Source organism: Pseudomonas tensinigenes, assembly GCF_014268445.2.
GTDB lineage: Bacteria > Pseudomonadota > Gammaproteobacteria > Pseudomonadales > Pseudomonadaceae > Aquipseudomonas > Aquipseudomonas tensinigenes.
On sequence record NZ_CP077089.1, the window covers coordinates 1,136,558 to 1,157,051 of the forward strand.

Sequence of the window (20,494 nt, forward strand, 5' to 3'; positions counted from 1 at the left end):
GGCTGCTGAATATAGAGAGAATTGCTTTCAGCAGCCTTACAGACCGGGTTGTGAATTGCTGAAGCCGAAATCACGGATCGGCGTCGGTTTTTTCCATGCTTCTTGTAGGTTTAGTGGACCAGCATGCCGGTGAACCAGTAGGCCTGAGCCAGAGTGATCAGACCGACAATCGTTGCAAAGAATAGGCTGTGCTTGAGCGTGAAGCGGAACAGATCCGATTCCTTGCCCACCAGACCGGTCGCTGCGCAGGCCACGGCGATCGATTGTGGCGAGATCATTTTTCCGGTCACGCCGCCGCTGGTGTTGGCCGCCACCAGCAGGGTGTCATTGACGCCGATCTGGTGCGCAGTGGTCGCTTGCAGCGAACTGAACAGGGCGTTGGACGAAGTATCCGAACCGGTGAGGAACACACCGAGCCAGCCAAGGAATGGCGAGAAGAACGGGAAAGCCGCGCCGGTTCCGGCCAATACCAGGGCCATGGTCGAGGACATGCCGGAATAGTTGGTGACGAAAGCGAACGCCAGCACCATGCCGATCGACAGGATTGGCCAGCGCAGTTCGTAGAAGGTCTCTTTCAAAGTGGTAAGACCAGTTTTGAAATTGATCTTCAAGACCAGCATCGAGATCAGCGCGGAGAAGAAAATCGCCGTGCCGGTCGCGGAAATCGGGTCGAGTTTGAACACCGCTGGAATGGCAGTCGGGACGGCTACTATCGGTGCGGTTTTGATCACTAATTGATCAAGGTGCGGAATCGCGAAGTTGAACACCCAGCTGTACATCGAGCCGCCCGCGGCGAACATCGCTTTGAAAGGCTTCAGCGTCCAGATGGTCACCAGCACGGTGAGGATCAGAAACGGCGACCAGGCTTTGAAAATTTCCCCAAGGCTGTAAGGCGACGCCACGGTGGTGCGCTTTTGGCCGAAACCACCGACGCTGGCGGTGATTGCTGCGCTGGAGGTGGCGCCAGCGATTTGCGCGCCGGCGGCGCGTTTTGGCTGCCAGATTTTCAGGAACAGAGTCAGCGAGATCAGGCTGGCCAGCGCCGAAGTGATGTCCGGCAATTCTGGCCCGATGAAGTTCGAGGTGAAGTATTGGGTGATGGCGAAGCTCAGGCCCGCGACCAGTGCAGCCGGCCAGGTTTCACGCACACCGCGCAGGCCGTCCATCATGAACACCAGCCAGAACGGCACGAACAGCGACAGCAGCGGCAGTTGGCGACCGGTCATGGCGCCGATCTTGAAGGCGTCGATACCGGTGACTTGGCCGGCAACAATGATCGGAATTCCCAGTGCGCCGAACGCAACCGGTGCGGTGTTGGCAATCAGGCACAGGCCGGCGGCGTACAGCGGGTTGAAGCCCAGTCCGACCAGCAGTGCGGCAGTAATCGCTACGGGCGCGCCGAAACCGGCGGCACCCTCCAGGAACGCACCGAAGCAGAAACCGATCAGCAGCACTTGCAGGCGCTGGTCGTCAGTAATCGATAACACCGAACTGCGGATGACCTCGAACTGACCACTTTTCACCGTCAGCTTGTAGAGGAACACCGCTGCGACAATGATCCAGGCAATCGGCCACAGACCGTAGGCGAAGCCATATCCGGCGGCGGCGAAAGCCATATCGACCGGCATCTGGAACGCGAAGATTGCCACGGCAATCGACAGCGCAAGGGTGATGCTCCCGGCCACGTGGCCTTTGAGGCGGAACACCGCCAATGCGAGGAAAAAGAACACGATGGGGATGACGGCCGCGAGTGCGGATACGCCGAGACTGCCGAGCGGGCTGTATAGCTGTTGCCAGGTTTGCATATGGGGTGGCCCCTAATTGTTGTTGGTCAGGCACTGTCAGCGTTCTTGGATAATTGGTAATACCAATTTACAATCGCTGTTGGCTAGGGTAAAAGCCTTGATGTCGGTGTGTCAATTTGCCGCGCTAAAACTTTTGTCGAACAAGCGGTGCAGATCGCATCTGATCTGGTTTGCGCAAGTGGCGTCTGGTAGGTGTCGGCAAGGCGCCGATAGGCCAGAATAGAGAGCCCGGCGAGCGGTCGGGATCGTGGAGAAATGAGTTATGGGGTTTGATCAGATACGTCAGCGCCGTTTGTCTGACGATATTGTCGAGCGACTTGAGGGGATGATCCTTGAGGGCACGCTGAAGTCCGGTGAGCGGCTGCCGGCGGAGCGCACGCTCGCCGAACAATTTGGCGTATCACGGCCGTCGCTGCGCGAAGCGATTCAGAAACTGGCGGCCAAAGGGCTGCTGGTCAGTCGCCAGGGCGGCGGCAATTATGTGGTGGAAAGCCTCGGGTCGACGTTCAGTGATCCGCTGTTGCAGCTGCTTGAAAGCAACCCCGAGGCACAACGCGATCTACTGGAATTTCGGCACACTCTGGAGGCATCGTGCGCCTATTACGCTGCATTGCGCGCTACTGATGTGGATCGCGAGCGCTTGACCGCAGCGTTCGAAGAACTACAGGACTGCTATTCGCGTCACGATGAAGTCAGCCGGGCGGAGGAGGGCGCGGCGGATGCGAAATTCCATCTGGCAATTGCCGAAGCCAGCCATAACGCGGTGTTGCTGCACACTATTCGCGGGCTGTTCGATCTGCTCAAACGTAATGTGGTCACCAACATCGGCGGCATGTACAAGCAGCGCACGGAAACCCGCGACATGCTGATCACCCAGCATCGGGAATTGTATCTGGCGATTATCGAAGGTCGTGCGGAGCAGGCGCGGGAAGTCTCCAGCCGACATATTTTGTATGTGCAGGAGGTGCTGGAAGAGGTGCGGCAGGAAGTTCAGCGCATGGCTCGGGCGGAGCGGCGCAAGGGGATGTGATCAGTTATTTCTGTGTTGATGCTGCAATAGCTTTCGCGAGCAGGCTCGCTCCCACATTTGAAATGCATTCCAAGGTGGGAGGGAGCTTGCTCGCGAATACGCTCTAAAGGCAGAAGAAATTAATCTTCCTTGCCCTTGTTGCGCACCGCACGCTGCAGTTCACGACCGGCGTCGCGTTCGCGCTCGGTGTCACGCTTGTCGTATTCCTTCTTGCCCTTGCCCAGAGCGATCTCGCACTTGACCATGTGCTTGCTCCAGTACCAGGACAGGCAGACGCAGGCGTAACCCTTTTGCTGCACCATCGCTGCAAGCTTTTCCAGCTCGCGGCGGTTGAGCAGCAATTTGCGTGTGCGCACCGGGTCGGCGATGACGTGGGTGCTTGCGGTCATCAGAGGCGTGATGTGGCTGCCGAGCAACCACGCTTCGCCATCCTTGAGCAGGACATAGCTGTCGACCAGCTGTAGCTTGCTTGCCCGCAGACTTTTTACTTCCCAGCCGGCCAGGACCAGACCAGCCTCGAACTTATGCTCGATGAAGTAATCGTGTCGCGCCTTTTTGTTCTGCGCGATGGTCCCTGTTGGGTGTTTCTTCTGTTTAGCCATAGGGGCGGCATTATATGGAGATAAACCGCTGTCGGCTACGGTGATGCTGCGTGCTTGAGCAGGTTGAGTGAATCCCGGACAATGCGGCCTCTTTTTCTAACGCTTGGGCGTGATAAACGATGTCGACAGACAAGGTTTCTGTCCACGGCAGTTGGGCTAGCCGCTGGGTATTCATACTCGCCGCGACCGGTTCGGCCGTGGGACTGGGTAGTATCTGGAAGTTCCCCTACATGGTCGGGGTCTACGGCGGCGGTGCCTTTGTGCTGATGTTTCTGGCGTGTATCGCGCTGATCGGCATACCGGTCATGCTCGCGGAAACCCTGATCGGCCGGCGCGCCCGGCAGAGTCCGGCGAACGCCTTGAAGGTGCTGGCGCTGGAAGCCGGGCACTCGGGCAAGTGGTCGTGGGGCGCATTTGCCGGGATGATCACGGCATTGCTGATCCTGTCTTTCTACAGTGTGGTCGGCGGCTGGTCGCTGGATTACATCGTCGACATGGGGCGCGGCGACTTCCAGGGCGCGACGGCCGATCAGGTCGGCGCCTATTTCGGCAATGTCATCTCTAATCCATGGCGCCTGACACTTTGGCATACGATTTTCATGCTGCTGTCGGCCTTCGTCATCGCCAAGGGCGTGGTCGCCGGGCTTGAGCGCAGCTTGCGCATCATGATGCCGCTGCTGTTCGTGATGATCCTGGTATTGCTGGGTTACAGCATGACCACCGGGCATTTCATGGAAGGCGTGCATTTCATGTTCGACTTTCACCCGGAAAAAGTCCTCGACGGCTTGCTGCCAGCGATGGGGCACGCGTTCTTCTCGCTGAGCGTCGGTGTCGGCTCGATCATGATCTACGGCGCTTACATGCCAAAGACCTCTTCGTTGTCCGGTACAGTTGTCGGCGTGGCACTGCTCGATACCTTCGTGTCGCTGGTCGCCGGTCTGGCGTTGTTCCCGATTGTGTTTGCTGGAGGCCTGAATCCTAGCGAGGGGCCTGGCCTGATGTTCGTCAGTCTGCCATTTGCCTTTGGTAACGTGGCCTTCGGCCAACTGATGGGTGTGGTGTTCTTTGTGCTGGTGGCGATTGCAGCCTGGAGTTCGGCAATCTCCCTGCTGGAACCAATGGTTGCCTATCTGGTTGAGCGCACCAAAGTCAGCCGCGCCTGGGTTACTTTCTGGCTGGCGTTCATCTGCTGGTTCGTTGGTCTGGGCACAGTGTTCTCCTTCAATATCTGGAAGGAAGCCAAATTTTTCGTGAACGAAGGCGGGATGTTCCATCTCTACCAATGGGGTGCGCAGAGCGGTCTGGACTTCTTTGGCGTGATCGATTTCTTTACCTCGCGGATCATGTTGCCGCTCGGTGGCCTGTGTTTTGTGCTGTTTGCCGGATGGGTGATGGGGCGTGAAGCGGTACGCGACGAGTTGTCGATCCGCAACCCGGCACTGTTCGCCCTGTCTTTGTTCTTGATGCGCTACGTGGCGCCCATCGGCATTCTTGTAGTGTTTGCCGCTCAGCTCTGGAAGTAACGCTCACATGACGACACATATTCAACGATCGGCATTGCTGCCGTACCCGGCGCAGTTTCTCTACGACCTGGTCAACGACGTCGCGCGCTACCCGGAGTTTCTGCCGTGGTGCTCCTCCGCTGAAGTGCTGGAAAGTTCGCCGGAACATATGCGCGCCAGTGTCGGCGTGGCCAAGGGCGGTCTCAGTCAGCATTTTGTGACGCGCAATACGCTGGTGCCGGGGCAGTCGATCGAGATGAACCTGGAAGAAGGGCCGTTCAACCAGTTGCACGGCGTCTGGGTGTTCAAGGTATTGAACGAGAAAGCCTGCAAGATCAGCCTGGATCTGTCGTTTGATTACGCCGGGCCACTGGTGCGCGCGACGTTGGGGCCGCTGTTCAATCAGGCCGCCAATACGCTGGTGGACGCGTTCTGTCAGCGTGCCAAGCAGATGCATGGTTGAGCCGGTGATCGAGATAGAGGTGGTGTACGCGGCCGTGGACCGTCAGGTTTTGCGCTCGGTTAGCGTAAATGACGGCGCAACGGTGCGGGCTGCGGTGCTTGCATCGGGTATTGGTAGCGAGTTTCCTGAGCTGAATCTGGCGGAGTGTCCATTGGGCATTTTTGGCAAAGTGGTTGCTGATCCGGATTCTCGGGTAATTCAGGCGGGGGAGCGCATCGAGATTTACCGCCCATTGCTGGCCGATCCAAAAGAGGTTCGCCGTTTGCGTGCTGCGAAAGCAGCTGAAGCCAAGGCTCGAAACGTGTAAAAAGCCAAATCGCAGACAATAAAAAACCCGGAATTTCCGGGTTTTTTATTGTCTCGCCAATTATTGCGGCGAGGTGTCCAGCGGCTCAGGTGTTGGAACCGGAACGGTTTCTACACCATCGACGTCCTTCTGGATCTGATCCAGCAAGGAACCTGGCTTCACCGGTTTTTCCGGTGTTGGCTTCTCGGCGTTTTCAGCAGGAGCGGTCACGGTGGTGCCACTGTCCTTGCCGAGAATGGCTTCGTCACGGCTTACGCCCGGCATGAAGTCACCGGACAGGCTGACAAGCTGGTCGTTTGAGTTGAAAATAACGCTGATGCGTTCCTGTTGGCGTTCACCGCCACCCGGTTGCAGGCTGTACAGATAATCCCAGCGATCGGCATGGAACGTGTCGACAAGCAGAGGGTTACCCATGATAAACCGTACTTGCGGCCGGGTCATTCCCGGGCGTAACTGGTCTATCATGTCCTGCGTGACGACATTGCCCTGCTGGATGTCGATTTTGTAAACCCCGGGGAATGAACAACCGGCGAGTGCGAGCAGTCCCACAAAGGTGAAACTGGTTAGCAAGAGCTTGGTGTTTTGCATCGGTGGGCGACTTCCACTATCTTGGCTGGGACAACGTAAACGCCGATCATACCCGCATTAAGAGAAGCTGCGAAGCAGCATCGCGAGAAAGCTGACCATGGTTGAAAATAGCGAACTACGCAAAGCCGGCCTTAAAGTGACCCTGCCACGGGTCAAGATCCTGCAAATGCTCGACTCCACCGAGCAGCGTCACATGAGTGCCGAGGACGTCTATAAGGCGTTGATGGAAGCTGGCGAGGACGTCGGTCTGGCCACGGTTTACCGTGTTCTGACCCAGTTCGAAGCAGCTGGCCTCGTGGTCCGTCACAATTTCGACGGTGGCCACGCGGTATTCGAATTGGCCGATGGTGGTCACCACGATCATATGGTCAACGTGGAGTCGGGTGAAGTCATCGAATTCTTCGACGAAGAAATCGAAAAACTTCAGAAGTCTATCGTCGAGAAGCATGGCTTCGAGATGGTTGATCACAACCTGGTGCTATACGTGCGCAAGAAAAAGTAAGCATGTCGCGCGAATTTCGGTTCGCGAAACGAGCGAAGGCGACCCAAGGGTCGCCTTCGTGCTTTCTGCCATCTTTAAACTTTTGCGGTGACGACCATTTTCTTGGCGTGGGCAAGGGACTCCTTGGTTAAGTCGATGCCGCCGAGCATTCGCGCGACTTCTTCTATACGGTCATTTTTGCTCAATTTGGATACGGCTGTGTGCGTTGCCTCTTCGCCCCGAACCTTGTGTACGAATAAATGTTGATGCCCTTGCGCCGCTACTTGGGGCAGGTGAGTCACTGTCAGTACCTGGCCGCGTTCGCCGAGGCGGCGCAATAACTGGCCGACGATTTCAGCGGTCGGGCCGCCGATGCCTACGTCGACTTCGTCGAATACCAGTGTTGGCACACGAGACGTTTGCGCGGTGATGACCTGAATAGCCAGGCTTATCCGTGACAACTCGCCACCGGATGCCACTTTCGCCAGCGCCTTCAGCGGTTGGCCGGGGTTAGCGCTGACCAGTAGTTCAACCTGTTCCAGTCCATTAGGTAGCAGTTCGTCGCTGCAGTTGGCGCGCAACTCAATGGTGAAGCGCCCACCGGGCATGCCCAGTCGCTGAATCTCCTGCTCCACCGCGCTGGCAAGACTGCCGGCAGCCTGATGCCGCAAATCGCTCAGTTCCCGTGCCTTCTCTTGATAGTGGCGGGCGTAGGAGGCCAGTTCTTCACCCAAGCGCTCGATGGATTCGTCATTGGCGTTGAGGGTTTCGATTTCATCGAGCAACTTCTGCTGCATCTCACCCACTTCGGTCGGCTGGATCCGGTGCTTGCGCGCCAGGGTGTAGATCGCGTCGAGGCGTTCTTCCAGATATTGCAGGCGTGCCGGATCGGCATCGAAGTTATCGAGGAAGCGATTGAGCTCGCCAACGGCCTCTTCGACCTGGATCTGTGCACTGGTCAGCAGGCTGCTGGCTTCGCCCAGTGCGCCGACGGAGTTATTCACGCTCGACAGACGATTAAGGCTGGCGGTCAGCGCGTTCAGCACATTGCCGGAATCGCTCTCGCTGCATTGCTCGACCACTTGCCGGCAAATGCCCAGCAGCGTCTCGGCGTTGGTCAGGTTTTTGTGTTCCTGCTCCAGTTGCTCCAGTTCGTTATCGCCGAGACCGAGGTTTTCCAGCTCTTCGAGTTGATAGCTCAGCAATTGGTGGCGCGCGCGTTGTTCGTCGCCGGAATTGGAGAGACGCTCCAGCTCCTGACGAGTCTGGCGCCAGCGCTGGGCGGCGAGCTGAACCTGGCGGGCCAGGTCGGTAGCGCCGGCGTACTCGTCCAGCAGGCGGCGATGAGTATCGGTTTTCAGTAGGGACTGGTGTTCATGCTGGCTGTGGATATCGATCAACAACTCGCCCAATGATTTGAGGTCGCCGAGCGGGCAGGGGGTGCCGTTGATGTAGCCGCGTGAACGACCTTCCGAGGTGATCACCCGGCGCAGAATGCACGGGCCATCGGTCTCCAGATCGCGCTCGGCCAGCCATGCGCTGGCTTCAGGGATGTCCGCCAGATCGAAGGTCGCGAGGATGTCGGCCTTGTCGGCGCCGGGGCGAACCACGCCGCTGTCGGCACGATCACCGAGGGTCAGGCCCAGGGCATCGAGCATGATCGACTTGCCGGCGCCGGTTTCACCCGTGATCACGCTCATCCCGCGATCAAGTTCGAGATCGAGATGTTCAACGATGGCGTAGTTATGTACGGACAGGTGCACCAGCATAAAGGCCGCTCCCAAGCTAAAGGTCTGGTTATTTATACAGTGTTTTGTTTCGCGCTGACAATGCCCTCCCTTAGGTCGATTTGCTTGAACCGAAAATCTGCTTAGCGCATTGAGGAATGAAGATTCGGCGCTTTTTTGTAGGGTTAATGTTTGAAGGCCCTTGAAGCCTGATTTTGCGGCCCCATATATCGGGGCAGAAGCGCGAGTCAGGCTCGCGGACGAAATTGAAAGGAGAATTCTATGGCTGACGAACAGACAGTAGATACGCAAAACCCAGAAGCCAATCAGGCGCCCGAAGGTTCGGGTGATGACCTGGCGACCCGTGTACAAGTGCTCGAAGAGCAATTGGCCGCCGCGCAGGATCAATCTCTGCGTGTTGCTGCCGATCTGCAGAACGTCCGTCGCCGTGCCGAGCAGGATGTCGAGAAGGCGCACAAGTTTGCCCTGGAAAAATTTGCTGGCGACCTGTTGCCGATCGTCGACAGCCTGGAGCGCGGCCTCGAGCTGTCGAACCCGGACGACGAAAGCATTCGTCCGATGCGTGAAGGCATCGAGCTGACGCTGAAAATGTTCCACGACACCCTCAAGCGTTATCAGCTGGAAGCGATCGACCCGCATGGCGAACCGTTCAACGCCGTTCAGCATCAGGCGATGGCCATGCAAGAAAGCGCCGACGTAGAACCGAACAGCGTTCTGAAAGTGTTCCAGAAGGGCTACCAGCTCAACGGTCGCCTGTTGCGTCCGGCCATGGTTGTGGTCAGCAAGGCGCCTGCGCCAATTTCGCCTTCGATTGACGAGAAGGCTTGAAATTAGCCGCAAGGCCCCCATTTAGAAGTCAAGCGTTTAAGTATTACCGCAGTCAGCCACCACTACTGCGGCAAAAAAATCCAAAGTTTCGGGAGAGTTAACATGGGCAAAATTATCGGTATCGACCTGGGGACTACCAACTCCTGCGTCTCCGTGCTGGAAAACGGCAAAGCAAAAGTTATTGAAAACGCTGAAGGCGCGCGTACCACGCCGTCGATCATCGCTTACGCCAACGATGGCGAAATCCTGGTAGGTCAGTCGGCCAAGCGTCAGGCTGTAACCAACCCGCACAACACCCTGTACGCAGTTAAGCGTCTGATCGGTCGTCGTTTCGACGAAGAAGTTGTGCAGAAAGACATCCAGATGGTCCCTTACAAGATCGTCAAGGCTGACAACAACGACGCCTGGGTTGAAGTGAACGGCCAGAAAATGGCACCGCCACAAATCTCGGCTGAAATTCTGAAGAAGATGAAGAAGACCGCCGAAGACTACCTCGGCGAGACCGTGACCGAAGCGGTGATCACCGTTCCGGCCTACTTCAACGACAGCCAGCGTCAGGCGACCAAGGACGCCGGCCGCATCGCCGGTCTGGACGTTAAACGTATCATCAACGAACCAACCGCGGCTGCTCTGGCTTACGGTATGGACAAGGCCAAGGGCGATCACACCGTGATCGTTTATGACCTGGGTGGCGGTACTTTCGACGTTTCCGTGATCGAGATCGCTGAAGTTGATGGCGAGCACCAGTTCGAAGTACTGGCCACCAACGGTGACACGTTCCTCGGCGGTGAAGACTTTGACATTCGTCTGATCGACTACCTCGTTGACGAATTCAAGAAAGAAAGCGGCATGAACCTCAAAGGTGATCCGCTGGCCATGCAGCGCCTGAAAGAAGCCGCTGAGAAAGCCAAGATCGAGCTGTCGTCCGCTCAGTCGACCGACGTCAACCTGCCGTACATCACTGCAGACGCGACCGGTCCTAAGCACCTGAACGTGAAGATCTCGCGTGCCAAGCTCGAAGCACTGGTTGAAGACCTGGTTCAGCGCACCATCGAACCTTGCCGCATCGCCATGAAAGATGCCGGTCTGGACGTTGGCGCGATCAACGACGTGATTCTGGTCGGTGGTCAGACCCGTATGCCGCTGGTACAGAAGCTGGTGACCGATTTCTTCGGTAAAGAAGCTCGCAAAGACGTTAACCCGGACGAAGCTGTTGCCATGGGTGCTGCGATTCAGGGTGCTGTTCTGGCCGGTGACGTGAAAGACGTTCTGCTGCTCGACGTCAGCCCGCTGACCCTGGGTATCGAAACCATGGGCGGCGTGATGACCGCGCTGATCGAGAAAAACACCACGATTCCTACCAAGAAATCGCAAGTGTTCTCGACTGCCGACGACAACCAGGGCGCTGTGACCATTCACGTGCTGCAGGGCGAGCGTAAGCAAGCCACTCAGAACAAGTCCTTGGGCAAGTTCGACCTGGCCGACATTCCACCTGCTCCACGTGGCGTGCCACAGATCGAAGTGACCTTCGACATCGACGCTAACGGCATCCTGCACGTTGGTGCGAAAGACAAGGCTACCGGCAAGACCCAGTCGATCGTGATCAAGGCCAACTCCGGTCTGTCCGACGAAGAAATCGAGCGCATGGTGCGTGACGCCGAAGCCAACGCTGAGGAAGACCGCAAGTTCGAAGAGCTGGCCGCTGCCCGTAACCAGGGTGACGCACTGGTTCACTCGACGCGCAAAATGATTGCTGACGCGGGCGACAAAGTCACCGCCGAAGAGAAGACTGCGATCGAAGCCGCTGTGGTTGCTCTGGAAGCCGCTGTCAAAGGCGACGACAAGGCTGCTATCGAAGCGAAGGTTGAAGAGCTGTCGAAAGTCTCCGCTCCGGTTGCTCAGAAGATGTACGCCGAACAGGCTCAGCCAGCTGATGGCGCAGCCCCGCAAGGCGAATCGGCTGAGAAGGCTGACGACGTTGTCGATGCAGAGTTCGAAGAAGTCAAAGACCACAAGTAAGTTGTTGGTCGGCCGGTTGACTGCCTTTAGGCAGTGACTGGTAGGATGTCGCCGCGCGGGAGCTAGCTCCCGCGTTGGCGTATCTGGAATACGCGAATTTTTACAGCATGCGACAAGGTTCGGATGTTGGCGGTATGGCCGGGAATGCTCCTGCTTTTCGTGCCGAAAGTACCGCAAGAAACAAAGACCAGGATCGTTGAATTGACGTGAGTTGGGTCCGGGCCTGTATTGGGGCTCAACGAGTTTGGCCATCCTCAGGAGGGGTTTGCCGAACGTCCTCAAGAGTGCAGAAGACTTATGGCAAAGCGTGACTATTACGAAGTGTTGGGTGTTGAGCGCGGCTCAAGCGATGCGGACCTGAAAAAGGCTTACCGTCGTCTGGCGATGAAGCACCACCCGGACCGTAATCCCGATGACAAAGCGTCGGAAGAAATGTTCAAAGAGGCCAATGAGGCCTATGAAGTGCTGTCCGACTCCAGCAAGCGCGCGGCGTACGACCAGTACGGTCATGCCGGTGTCGACCCGAGCATGGGCGGCGGCGGTGCCGGTTTCGGCGGTCAGAACTTCTCGGACATCTTTGGTGATGTCTTCAGTGACTTCTTCGGTGGCGGTCGCGGCGGTTCCCGTGGCGGCGCTCAGCGTGGCAGCGACTTGCGCTACACCCTGGAGCTGAATCTGGAAGAAGCGGTGCGCGGTACGTCGGTGAATATCCGCGTTCCGACACTGGTCAACTGCAAGCCGTGCGATGGTTCCGGCGCTAAGAAAGGCTCGTCGCCATCGACCTGCCCGACCTGCGGCGGCATCGGTCAGGTGCGCATGCAGCAGGGCTTCTTCTCGGTGCAGCAAACCTGCCCGCGTTGCCATGGCCAAGGCAAGATCATTTCCGATCCGTGCGACTCCTGCCACGGTGACGGTCGCGTTGAAGAGTACAAAACCCTCTCGGTCAAAGTGCCGGCCGGTGTTGATACCGGTGACCGCATTCGTCTGTCCGGCGAAGGCGAGGCGGGCACGCAGGGCGGTCCGACGGGCGACCTGTACGTGGTTATCAATGTCCGCGAGCACGACATCTTCCAGCGCGATGGCAAGCATCTGTTCTGCGAAGTGCCGATCAGCTTCGTTGATGCAGCCTTGGGCGGCGAGCTGGAAATTCCGACCCTCGACGGTCGCGTCAAACTGAAAATCCCTGAAGGCACCCAGACCGGCAAGCAGTTCCGTGTGCGCGGCAAAGGTGTGGCGCCGGTGCGTGGCGGTGGTGCGGGCGACTTGATGTGCCGTGTGGCAGTCGAGACGCCGGTCAATCTGAACCGTCGTCAGCGCGAACTGCTGGAAGAATTCCGCAGCTCGCTGGCGGACGACAATAGCCATTCGCCAAAAACCACCGGTTGGTTCGACGGTGTGAAGCGCTTCTTCGGCGATCTGTAAGGAGTCGGCATGCGACGTATAGCTGTGATGGGCGCTGCTGGGCGCATGGGTAAGATTCTGGTCGAGGCCGTGCAGCAGCGCGCGCCGCTGACCGGTTTGACTGCTGCCGTGGTGCGCCCGGGCAGCACGCTGATCGGCGTCGATGCCGGTGAGCTGGCGTCGCTGGGTCGTATTGGTGTGCCGCTCTCCGGGCACATTGAGGCAGTGGCTGAAGAGTTCGATGTATTGATCGACTTCACCCTGCCGGAAGTGATGCTGAAAAACCTCGCGTTCTGCCGCAAGGCCGGCAAGGCGATGGTCATCGGCACCACCGGGCTGGACGCGGCGCAGAAGCAGTTGCTGGTCGAGGCGGGCAAGGATATTCCGATCGTGTTTGCGGCCAATTTCAGTGTCGGCGTCAATCTGTCGCTGAAACTGCTGGATATGGCGGCGCGCGTGCTGGGTGATGAAGCGGATATCGAAATCATCGAAGCGCATCACCGGCACAAGATCGATGCGCCGTCGGGTACAGCGTTGCGCATGGGCGAAGTGATCGCCAGTGCGCTCGATCGTGATTTGCAGAAAGTCGCGGTCTACGGTCGTGAGGGTCACACCGGCGCTCGTGAGCGTGAAACTATCGGCTTCGCCACTGTTCGTGGTGGTGATGTGGTGGGTGATCACACCGTGCTGTTTGCCTGCGAAGGTGAGCGTCTGGAGATCACGCACAAGGCTTCGAGTCGTATGACGTTCGCCAAGGGCGCGGTTCGTGCTGCGCTGTGGCTGGATGGTCGCGAGCCGGGTCTGTATGACATGCAAGACGTGCTCGACCTGCGTTGATACACTGCTGAACCCGGCGCAAATGCCCTGTTTGCGCTGGTTTTTCTCCGCTTGGCGACGACCTGTCGCATTCTCCGGCCTTTTCGGCTCTTTAGCGGTGGACCAAAAAAGCCTTTTTCTGTAAGCTACAGCTTTAGTGTGTCCACTAAAAGCGCGCAGAATAATTCAGTGAAGAAGCGGGGTGACGTGTCCATACGTCACTCCGCTTTTTTACAACCTGCGATCGCCCTTTCATGCGTTATTTACGGGAGGTCTTCTTGACTAAGCCAGCCATACTTGCCCTTGCTGATGGCAGCATTTTTCGCGGCGAAGCCATTGGTGCCGACGGTCAAACCGTTGGTGAGGTGGTGTTCAACACCGCAATGACCGGCTATCAGGAAATCCTTACCGATCCTTCCTACGCCCAACAGATCGTTACCCTGACTTACCCGCACATCGGCAACACCGGCACCACGCCGGAAGATGCCGAGTCCGACCGCGTCTGGTCCGCTGGCCTGGTCATTCGTGATCTACCGCTGGTAGCGAGCAACTGGCGTAACACGATGTCCCTGTCCGATTACCTGAAAGCCAACAACGTTGTGGCCATCGCCGGTATCGACACCCGTCGCCTGACCCGCATCCTGCGTGAAAAAGGCGCTCAGAACGGCTGCATCATGGCCGGCGACAACATCTCCGAAGAAGCGGCCATCGCCGCTGCGCAAGGCTTCCCGGGCCTGAAGGGCATGGACCTGGCGAAAGTCGTCAGCACCAAGACCCAATACGAATGGCGCTCGACTGTCTGGGATCTGAAGACCGACAGCCACGCGACCATCGACGCTTCCGAGCTGCCTTACCACGTGGTTGCCTACGACTACGGCGTCAAGGTCAACATCCTGCGCATGCTGGTCGAGCGCGGCTGCCGCGTCACCGTGGTGCCTGCGCAGACGCCAGCCGCTGATGTGCTGGCACTGAAGCCGGACGGCGTGTTCCTGTCCAACGGCCCTGGTGATCCGGAGCCATGCGACTACGCGATCAAGGCGATCAAGGAAGTGCTGGAAACCGAAATTCCGGTATTCGGCATCTGCCTCGGTCACCAACTGCTGGCACTGGCCTCCGGCGCCAAGACCCTGAAAATGGGCCACGGCCACCACGGTGCCAACCACCCGGTGCAGGATCTGGACACTGGCGTCGTAATGATCACCAGCCAGAACCACGGTTTCGCGGTAGACGAAGAAACCCTGCCAGCCAACGTGCGTGCGATCCACAAATCGCTGTTCGACGGCACCCTGCAAGGCATCGAACGCACCGACAAGAGCGCGTTCAGCTTTCAGGGCCACCCTGAAGCGAGCCCGGGCCCGAACGATGTCGCGCCACTGTTCGACCGCTTCATCAACGAGATGGCCAAGCGACGCTAAGCGTTCGCCTTGAGACTGTAGAGAGAAGCCCTCGAGGGCGGCCCCGACACCGGCGGCCCCCTCGGGACTTCAGAAATCGATCAAGACGGCTTGCCGACTGACCTGCGGATTTGAGTGACAAACCCATGCCAAAACGTACAGACATTAAAAGCATCCTGATTCTCGGCGCTGGCCCGATCGTTATCGGCCAGGCCTGCGAATTCGACTACTCCGGCGCCCAGGCCTGTAAAGCCCTGCGCGAAGAGGGTTACCGCGTCATCCTGGTGAACTCCAACCCGGCCACCATCATGACCGACCCGGACATGGCCGACGCCACCTACATCGAACCGATCAAGTGGCAGACCGTTGCCAAGATCATCGAAAAAGAGCGTCCGGACGCCGTGCTGCCAACCATGGGCGGCCAGACTGCTCTGAACTGCGCCCTGGACCTGGAGCGCGAAGGCGTTCTGGAGAAGTTCGGCGTAGAAATGATCGGCGCCAACGCTGACACCATCGACAAGGCTGAAGACCGTTCGCGTTTCGACAAGGCGATGAAATCCATCGGCCTGGCGTGCCCGCGTTCCGGTATCGCGCACAGCATGGAAGAAGCCAACGCGGTTCTCGAAACCCTCGGCTTCCCGTGCATCATCCGTCCGTCCTTCACCATGGGCGGCACCGGTGGCGGTATCGCGTACAACCGTGAAGAGTTCGAAGAAATCTGCGCCCGTGGTCTGGACCTGTCGCCGACCAAAGAGCTGCTGATCGACGAATCGCTGATCGGCTGGAAAGAATATGAGATGGAAGTTGTCCGCGACAAAAAGGACAACTGCATCATCGTCTGCTCGATCGAAAACTTCGACCCGATGGGCGTGCACACCGGTGACTCGATCACCGTGGCTCCAGCACAAACCCTGACCGACAAGGAATACCAGATCCTGCGTAACGCCTCTCTGGCGGTATTGCGCGAGATCGGCGTCGAGACTGGCGGTTCCAACGTGCAATTCGGTATCTGCCCGAACACTGGCCGCATGGTCGTGATCGAAATGAACCCGCGTGTATCGCGTTCCTCGGCACTGGCCTCGAAAGCCACCGGTTTCCCGATCGCCAAAGTCGCGGCCAAACTGGCTGTGGGCTACACCCTCGACGAACTGTCGAACGACATCACCGGCGGCAAGACCCCGGCGTCCTTCGAGCCGTCGATCGACTACGTCGTCACCAAGTTGCCACGCTTTGCCTTCGAGAAATTCGCCAAGGCTGACGCACGCCTGACCACTCAGATGAAGTCGGTTGGTGAAGTCATGGCCATCGGCCGTACCTTCCAGGAATCCCTGCAGAAAGCTCTGCGCGGTCTGGAAGTGGGCGTTTGCGGTCTGGACGAGAAGCTCGACCTGAGCAACCCGGAAAGCATGAGCGTGCTCAAGCGCGAACTGACAGTGCCGGGCGCCGAGCGTATCTGGTACGTGGCGGACGCTTTCCGCGCCGGCATGACCGTCGAAGAAATCTTCGCCATGAACATGATCGACCCGTGGTTCCTGGTGCAGATCGAAGATCTGATCAAGGAAGAAGAGAAGGTCAAGACCCTTGGTCTGTCCGCGATCGACCGCGACCTGATGTTCAAGCTCAAGCGCAAAGGCTTCTCCGATCAGCGTCTGGCCAAGCTGCTGGGTGTGACCGAGAAGAACCTGCGGACTCACCGTCACAAGCTGGAAGTGTTCCCGGTTTACAAGCGCGTTGACACCTGCGCCGCCGAGTTCGCCACCGACACCGCATACCTCTACTCGACTTACGAGGAAGAGTGCGAAGCCGCGCCGTCGGGCCGCGACAAAATCATGATTCTGGGTGGCGGTCCGAACCGTATCGGCCAGGGCATCGAGTTCGACTACTGCTGCGTTCACGCTGCCCTTGCTCTGCGCGAAGACGGCTACGAAACCATCATGGTCAACTGCAACCCGGAAACCGTTTCCACCGACTACGACACTTCCGACCGTCTGTACTTCGAATCGGTAACCCTCGAAGACGTGCTGGAAATCTGCCGCGTCGAGAAGCCGAAAGGCGTGATCGTCCAGTACGGTGGTCAGACTCCGCTGAAACTGGCGCGAGCTCTGGAAGCGGCTGGCGTGCCAATCATCGGCACCAGCCCTGACGCCATCGACCGCGCCGAAGACCGTGAGCGTTTCCAGCAAATGGTTGAGCGTCTGAACCTGCGTCAGCCGCCAAACGCCACCGTGCGCAGCGAAGACGAAGCGATTCGTGCCGCCAGCAAGATCGGCTACCCACTGGTAGTGCGCCCATCCTATGTCCTGGGTGGTCGCGCGATGGAAATCGTTTACGAAGAAGAAGAGCTCAAGCGCTACCTGCGTGACGCGGTGAAAGTGTCCAACGACAGCCCGGTGCTGCTCGACCACTTCCTCAACTGCGCCATCGAAATGGACGTGGATGCGGTCTGTGACGGCAAAGACGTGGTGATCGGCGCAATCATGCAACACATCGAACAGGCTGGCGTTCACTCCGGTGACTCCGCGTGCTCGCTGCCGCCGTACTCGCTGCCGGCGCACATCCAGGACGAGATGCGCGAACAGGTCAAGAAAATGGCTCTGGAGCTGGGCGTTGTCGGCCTGATGAACGTGCAGTTGGCTTTGCAGGGCGAAGACATCTACGTCATCGAAGTCAACCCGCGCGCTTCCCGTACCGTACCGTTCGTATCGAAGTGCATCGGTGTTTCCCTGGCCATGATCGCTGCCCGCGTGATGGCCGGTAAGACCCTGAAAGAAATCGGCTTCACCAAAGAAATCATTCCGAACTTCTACAGCGTGAAAGAGGCGGTGTTCCCGTTCGCCAAATTCCCTGGCGTTGACCCGATCCTCGGCCCAGAGATGAAGTCGACCGGTGAAGTGATGGGTGTAGGTGACACCTTCGGTGAGGCATTCGCCAAAGCCCAGATGGGTGCCAGCGAAGTGCTGCCGACCGGCGGTACTGCGTTCATCAGCGTGCGCGACGACGACAAGCCATTGGTTGCAGGCGTGGCCCGTGATCTGATCAACTTGGGTTTCGAAGTGGTTGCCACTGCCGGTACTGCCAAGCTGATCGAAGCCGCAGGCCTGAAAGTGCGCCGTGTGAACAAGGTGACCGAGGGGCGTCCGCACGTGGTCGACATGATCAAGAATGACGAAGTCACCCTGATCATCAACACCACCGAAGGTCGTCAGTCGATCGCTGATTCGTACTCCATTCGTCGTAATGCCTTGCAGCACAAGATTTACTGCACCACCACCATTGCTGCTGGCGAAGCTATCTGTGAAGCGCTGAAGTTCGGTCCGGAAAAGACCGTGCGCCGCTTGCAGGATCTACACGCAGGATTGAAGGCATGATCAAATACCCAATGACCGTCCAGGGCGCTAAAGCCCTGGAAGAAGAACACGCTCACCTGACCAAGGTCGTTCGTCCGAAGCTCAGCCAGGACATCGGTACGGCCCGCGAGTTGGGTGACTTGAAAGAAAACGCTGAATACCATGCCGCACGCGAACAGCAAGGCATGGTCGAGGCGCGGATTCGCGACATCGAAGGCCGGATTCAGAATCAGGTCATCATTGACGTCACGTCGATTCCGCACACCGGCAAAGTGATTTTCGGTACTACCGTCGAAATCGCCAACGTCGAGACCGATGAAAGCGTCACTTACCACATCGTGGGTGAGGATGAGGCTGACTTCAAGCTCGGCAAGATTTCGGTTGGCTCGCCTTTGGCCCGTGCCTTGATCGGCAAGGAAGAGGGCGATGTGGTCGCCGTGAAAACGCCGAGCGGCGTGATCGAGTACGAGATTGTCGAAGTCCGTCACATCTGAAAAAGGGCGCCCGCTGCATGCGGGCGCCATGCTTTGGCAGCTGACCCAGATGCTTTGGGTCGGCGGTCTATGGCTGATACATCTCGGTTTGCAGCCGGCGCTGGGCAAGATTGGCCTGGCACCGTTGCTGATCGATGAAGTGGCCAGTGCATTTGAAGTGTTGGTGGTGGGATTTTCCGCCGCGTGCGTTACTTTTCAGGCTTTGGTGCTGGTACAGGCCGAGGGCCTTGCCAGTCTATGGCGAGATTTTCGCGGTCAGGTGCTGCTGATGGCGTTGTATGCGTGTGCGATGTTTGTCGCAGTGCGTGTCGGCTGGCCGGATGCGCAGCGCTGGCAGGTATTCAGTTATCTGGTTCTGGGGTTTTCCGGGCTGGTGCTGGTGATGCAGCCGGTGCCGGGATGGAGTGGCAGGGTGCGCCAGGCACACCCGTGACCCTTTTCATCACTTGAAGCGATGAACGTTCGACAGCTGCTTGTTGGCGCTGAAATTCTTGCGGTAAACCAGTGCCATCTTGCCGATGACCTGTACCAGATCCGCTTTGCCAACCTTGCACAGCTCTGCGATGTGCGCCAGGCGCGATTCGCGATCGAGGATATTGAGCTTGATTTTGATCAGCTCGTGATCCGCCAAAGCGCGTTCAAGTTCGGCTAAAACACCTTCAGTCAAACCGTTGTCAGCCACCGTCAAAACCGGTTTGAGGTGGTGGCCAATGGATTTGTACTGTTTCTTCTGCTCTGGAGTGAGCGGCATAATCTGACCCTTTCGTCTGGATTCTGTAAAATGGCGGCCATTTTACCCGAGGGCTCGTGGATCCGCCCAATTAATCACGACTCTTATTATCGAGGTGCCCAATGGCGCGTTCCAAGACAAGCCTTGGTTGGCTGAAGCGACATGTCAACGATCCCTATGTGAAGCAAGCGCAGAAGGATGGCTACCGCTCGCGTGCGAGTTACAAACTTCTGGAAGTCCAGGAGAAATACAAGCTGATCCGTCCTGGCATGAGCGTTGTCGACCTCGGTGCGGCACCTGGTGGCTGGTCGCAGGTCACCAGCCGTCTGATCGGCGGTCAGGGGCGTTTGATCGCTTCGGACATTCTGGAAATGGACAGCATCCCTGACGTGACCTTTATTCAGGGTGACTTCACCGAGGACGCAGTGCTCGCGCAGATTCTTGAAGCGGTGGGTAATTCGCAGGTGGACCTTGTGATTTCCGATATGGCCCCCAATATGAGTGGTACGCCTGAAGTGGATATGCCGAAGGCCATGTTCCTGTGCGAGCTGGCACTTGATCTGGCGGAGCGGATCCTCAAGCCGGGCGGTAATTTCGTGATCAAGATTTTTCAGGGCGAAGGGTTTGATGTTTACCTGAAGGATGCTCGCAAGAAGTTCGACAAGATCCAGATGATCAAGCCGGACTCCTCTCGTGGCAGCTCCCGCGAGCAATATATGCTGGCTTGGGGTTATCGCGGGCGTAGCGAGTAAAACGAGGTTTTTGTGCAGGGTGATAGGTTTTTAGTATTTCGCCCGGCGAGCATTAACGAATATTGTGTAGAAAGTGTTTCACAAAGGGTTACAGACGGCGCCTGCCAGAGTCGTAGGTAATGTAGTAAGTTAGGCCGGTGAATATCATGCGAAGCGCGCGCCAGTAGCGGAGCTTGCTTCAGAGGGT

19 protein-coding genes are annotated in these 20,494 nt (G+C 57.9%); 14 read left to right on the forward strand and 5 right to left on the reverse strand.

Features of this window, described 5'->3' with window-relative positions; genetic code table 11:
- Positions 1-110: 110 nt before the first annotated feature.
- Positions 111-1,805 (reverse strand): lactate permease LctP family transporter, encoded by a 1,695-nt coding sequence (locus tag HU718_RS04865; RefSeq protein WP_186615914.1) that lies wholly within the window; start codon positions 1,803-1,805, stop codon positions 111-113.
- A gap of 262 nt (positions 1,806-2,067) precedes the next feature.
- On the opposite strand from HU718_RS04865, the gene HU718_RS04870 reads away from it, so the two are divergent.
- Positions 2,068-2,835, forward strand: coding sequence for an FCD domain-containing protein (locus tag HU718_RS04870; RefSeq protein WP_007915207.1), 768 nt, complete (start codon positions 2,068-2,070; stop codon positions 2,833-2,835).
- Positions 2,836-2,954: 119 nt separating this feature from the next.
- Here HU718_RS04870 and smpB read toward each other — a convergent pair whose 3' ends face one another.
- A complete protein-coding gene (gene smpB, locus HU718_RS04875; protein ID WP_008088297.1) occupies positions 2,955-3,437 on the reverse strand; it encodes an SsrA-binding protein SmpB in 483 nt (160 codons plus the stop codon).
- A gap of 119 nt (positions 3,438-3,556) precedes the next feature.
- On the opposite strand from smpB, the gene HU718_RS04880 reads away from it, so the two are divergent.
- Genes HU718_RS04880 through HU718_RS04890 form a run of 3 tightly spaced genes read left to right on the forward strand, consistent with a single transcriptional unit; the run spans position 3,557 to position 5,709 of the window.
- Positions 3,557-4,960 (forward strand): sodium-dependent transporter, encoded by a 1,404-nt coding sequence (locus HU718_RS04880; RefSeq protein WP_095119536.1) that lies wholly within the window; start codon positions 3,557-3,559, stop codon positions 4,958-4,960.
- A 7-nt stretch (positions 4,961-4,967) separates the two neighbouring features.
- Complete coding sequence (locus HU718_RS04885) at positions 4,968-5,402, forward strand: type II toxin-antitoxin system RatA family toxin (protein ID WP_016986510.1); 435 nt, start codon at positions 4,968-4,970, stop codon at positions 5,400-5,402.
- The gene (locus tag HU718_RS04890; RefSeq protein ID WP_102900731.1) at positions 5,395-5,709 is read left to right on the forward strand and encodes an RnfH family protein; all 315 of its coding nucleotides are present in this window, start codon (positions 5,395-5,397) and stop codon (positions 5,707-5,709) included. The genes HU718_RS04885 and HU718_RS04890 overlap by 8 nt, the downstream gene beginning before the upstream one ends.
- A 60-nt stretch (positions 5,710-5,769) precedes the next feature.
- Here the strand turns inward: HU718_RS04890 and HU718_RS04895 are convergent, their stop codons facing one another.
- Positions 5,770-6,297, reverse strand: coding sequence for an outer membrane protein assembly factor BamE (locus HU718_RS04895; protein WP_007915215.1), 528 nt, complete (start codon positions 6,295-6,297; stop codon positions 5,770-5,772).
- A 97-nt stretch (positions 6,298-6,394) separates the two neighbouring features.
- Between HU718_RS04895 and fur the strand changes: the two genes are divergently transcribed.
- On the forward strand, positions 6,395-6,799 hold the full coding sequence (fur, locus tag HU718_RS04900; RefSeq protein WP_016771770.1) for a ferric iron uptake transcriptional regulator: 405 nt from the start codon (positions 6,395-6,397) through the stop codon (positions 6,797-6,799).
- A gap of 74 nt (positions 6,800-6,873) precedes the next feature.
- Here the strand turns inward: fur and recN are convergent, their stop codons facing one another.
- Complete coding sequence (gene recN, locus HU718_RS04905; protein WP_150705885.1) at positions 6,874-8,547, reverse strand: DNA repair protein RecN; 1,674 nt, start codon at positions 8,545-8,547, stop codon at positions 6,874-6,876.
- Positions 8,548-8,787: 240 nt separating this feature from the next.
- Between recN and grpE the strand changes: the two genes are divergently transcribed.
- From grpE to HU718_RS04945, 8 genes are all read left to right on the forward strand, one after another.
- The gene (gene grpE, locus HU718_RS04910) at positions 8,788-9,354 is read left to right on the forward strand and encodes a nucleotide exchange factor GrpE (RefSeq protein ID WP_007915219.1); all 567 of its coding nucleotides are present in this window, start codon (positions 8,788-8,790) and stop codon (positions 9,352-9,354) included.
- 102 nt (positions 9,355-9,456) lie between these two features.
- Positions 9,457-11,373 carry a molecular chaperone DnaK gene (dnaK, locus tag HU718_RS04915; RefSeq protein ID WP_007915221.1) on the forward strand — a complete coding sequence of 639 codons (1,917 nt, stop codon included), beginning with the start codon at positions 9,457-9,459 and terminating at the stop codon, positions 11,371-11,373.
- A gap of 297 nt (positions 11,374-11,670) precedes the next feature.
- Positions 11,671-12,795, forward strand: a complete 1,125-nt coding sequence (gene dnaJ, locus HU718_RS04920) for a molecular chaperone DnaJ (protein WP_016986506.1) — start codon at positions 11,671-11,673, stop codon at positions 12,793-12,795.
- Positions 12,796-12,804: 9 nt separating this feature from the next.
- Positions 12,805-13,611 (forward strand): 4-hydroxy-tetrahydrodipicolinate reductase, encoded by an 807-nt coding sequence (dapB, locus tag HU718_RS04925; protein WP_008088318.1) that lies wholly within the window; start codon positions 12,805-12,807, stop codon positions 13,609-13,611.
- 257 nt (positions 13,612-13,868) lie between these two features.
- Positions 13,869-15,005, forward strand: a complete 1,137-nt coding sequence (gene carA, locus HU718_RS04930) for a glutamine-hydrolyzing carbamoyl-phosphate synthase small subunit (protein ID WP_007915228.1) — start codon at positions 13,869-13,871, stop codon at positions 15,003-15,005.
- A gap of 125 nt (positions 15,006-15,130) precedes the next feature.
- Entirely contained in the window at positions 15,131-18,352 is a 3,222-nt protein-coding gene (carB, locus tag HU718_RS04935) for a carbamoyl-phosphate synthase large subunit (RefSeq protein ID WP_077571025.1), read from the forward strand.
- A complete protein-coding gene (gene greA / locus HU718_RS04940) occupies positions 18,349-18,825 on the forward strand; it encodes a transcription elongation factor GreA (RefSeq protein ID WP_064119469.1) in 477 nt (158 codons plus the stop codon). Before carB ends, greA begins: the two co-directional genes overlap by 4 nt.
- Before the next feature lie 28 nt (positions 18,826-18,853).
- A complete protein-coding gene (locus HU718_RS04945) occupies positions 18,854-19,258 on the forward strand; it encodes an MFS transporter (protein ID WP_077571027.1) in 405 nt (134 codons plus the stop codon).
- A 9-nt stretch (positions 19,259-19,267) separates the two neighbouring features.
- On the opposite strand, the gene HU718_RS04950 is transcribed toward HU718_RS04945, so the two are convergent.
- Positions 19,268-19,576, reverse strand: coding sequence for a YhbY family RNA-binding protein (locus tag HU718_RS04950; protein WP_016771761.1), 309 nt, complete (start codon positions 19,574-19,576; stop codon positions 19,268-19,270).
- 101 nt (positions 19,577-19,677) lie between these two features.
- Here HU718_RS04950 and rlmE point away from each other — a divergent pair, with 101 nt between their 5' ends.
- The gene (rlmE, locus tag HU718_RS04955; protein WP_008088328.1) at positions 19,678-20,307 is read left to right on the forward strand and encodes a 23S rRNA (uridine(2552)-2'-O)-methyltransferase RlmE; all 630 of its coding nucleotides are present in this window, start codon (positions 19,678-19,680) and stop codon (positions 20,305-20,307) included.
- Positions 20,308-20,494 lie beyond the last annotated feature (187 nt).

What these genes read in the sequence shown, in the direction of transcription:
- HU718_RS04950 (WP_016771761.1), bottom strand. Translation starts at nt 19,576, where the DNA reads ATGCCGCTCACTCCAGAGCAGAAGAAACAGTACAAATCCATTGGCCAC.
- dnaK (WP_007915221.1), top strand. Translation starts at nt 9,457, where the DNA reads ATGGGCAAAATTATCGGTATCGACCTGGGGACTACCAACTCCTGCGTC.
- smpB (WP_008088297.1), bottom strand. Translation starts at nt 3,437, where the DNA reads ATGGCTAAACAGAAGAAACACCCAACAGGGACCATCGCGCAGAACAAA.
- HU718_RS04870 (WP_007915207.1), top strand. Translation starts at nt 2,068, where the DNA reads ATGGGGTTTGATCAGATACGTCAGCGCCGTTTGTCTGACGATATTGTC.
- HU718_RS04865 (WP_186615914.1), bottom strand. Translation starts at nt 1,805, where the DNA reads ATGCAAACCTGGCAACAGCTATACAGCCCGCTCGGCAGTCTCGGCGTA.
- carB (WP_077571025.1), top strand. Translation starts at nt 15,131, where the DNA reads ATGCCAAAACGTACAGACATTAAAAGCATCCTGATTCTCGGCGCTGGC.
- fur (WP_016771770.1), top strand. Translation starts at nt 6,395, where the DNA reads ATGGTTGAAAATAGCGAACTACGCAAAGCCGGCCTTAAAGTGACCCTG.
- HU718_RS04885 (WP_016986510.1), top strand. Translation starts at nt 4,968, where the DNA reads ATGACGACACATATTCAACGATCGGCATTGCTGCCGTACCCGGCGCAG.
- greA (WP_064119469.1), top strand. Translation starts at nt 18,349, where the DNA reads ATGATCAAATACCCAATGACCGTCCAGGGCGCTAAAGCCCTGGAAGAA.
- dnaJ (WP_016986506.1), top strand. Translation starts at nt 11,671, where the DNA reads ATGGCAAAGCGTGACTATTACGAAGTGTTGGGTGTTGAGCGCGGCTCA.
- HU718_RS04880 (WP_095119536.1), top strand. Translation starts at nt 3,557, where the DNA reads ATGTCGACAGACAAGGTTTCTGTCCACGGCAGTTGGGCTAGCCGCTGG.
- recN (WP_150705885.1), bottom strand. Translation starts at nt 8,547, where the DNA reads ATGCTGGTGCACCTGTCCGTACATAACTACGCCATCGTTGAACATCTC.
- HU718_RS04890 (WP_102900731.1), top strand. Translation starts at nt 5,395, where the DNA reads ATGGTTGAGCCGGTGATCGAGATAGAGGTGGTGTACGCGGCCGTGGAC.
- HU718_RS04945 (WP_077571027.1), top strand. Translation starts at nt 18,854, where the DNA reads ATGCTTTGGCAGCTGACCCAGATGCTTTGGGTCGGCGGTCTATGGCTG.
- HU718_RS04895 (WP_007915215.1), bottom strand. Translation starts at nt 6,297, where the DNA reads ATGCAAAACACCAAGCTCTTGCTAACCAGTTTCACCTTTGTGGGACTG.
- dapB (WP_008088318.1), top strand. Translation starts at nt 12,805, where the DNA reads ATGCGACGTATAGCTGTGATGGGCGCTGCTGGGCGCATGGGTAAGATT.
- grpE (WP_007915219.1), top strand. Translation starts at nt 8,788, where the DNA reads ATGGCTGACGAACAGACAGTAGATACGCAAAACCCAGAAGCCAATCAG.
- rlmE (WP_008088328.1), top strand. Translation starts at nt 19,678, where the DNA reads ATGGCGCGTTCCAAGACAAGCCTTGGTTGGCTGAAGCGACATGTCAAC.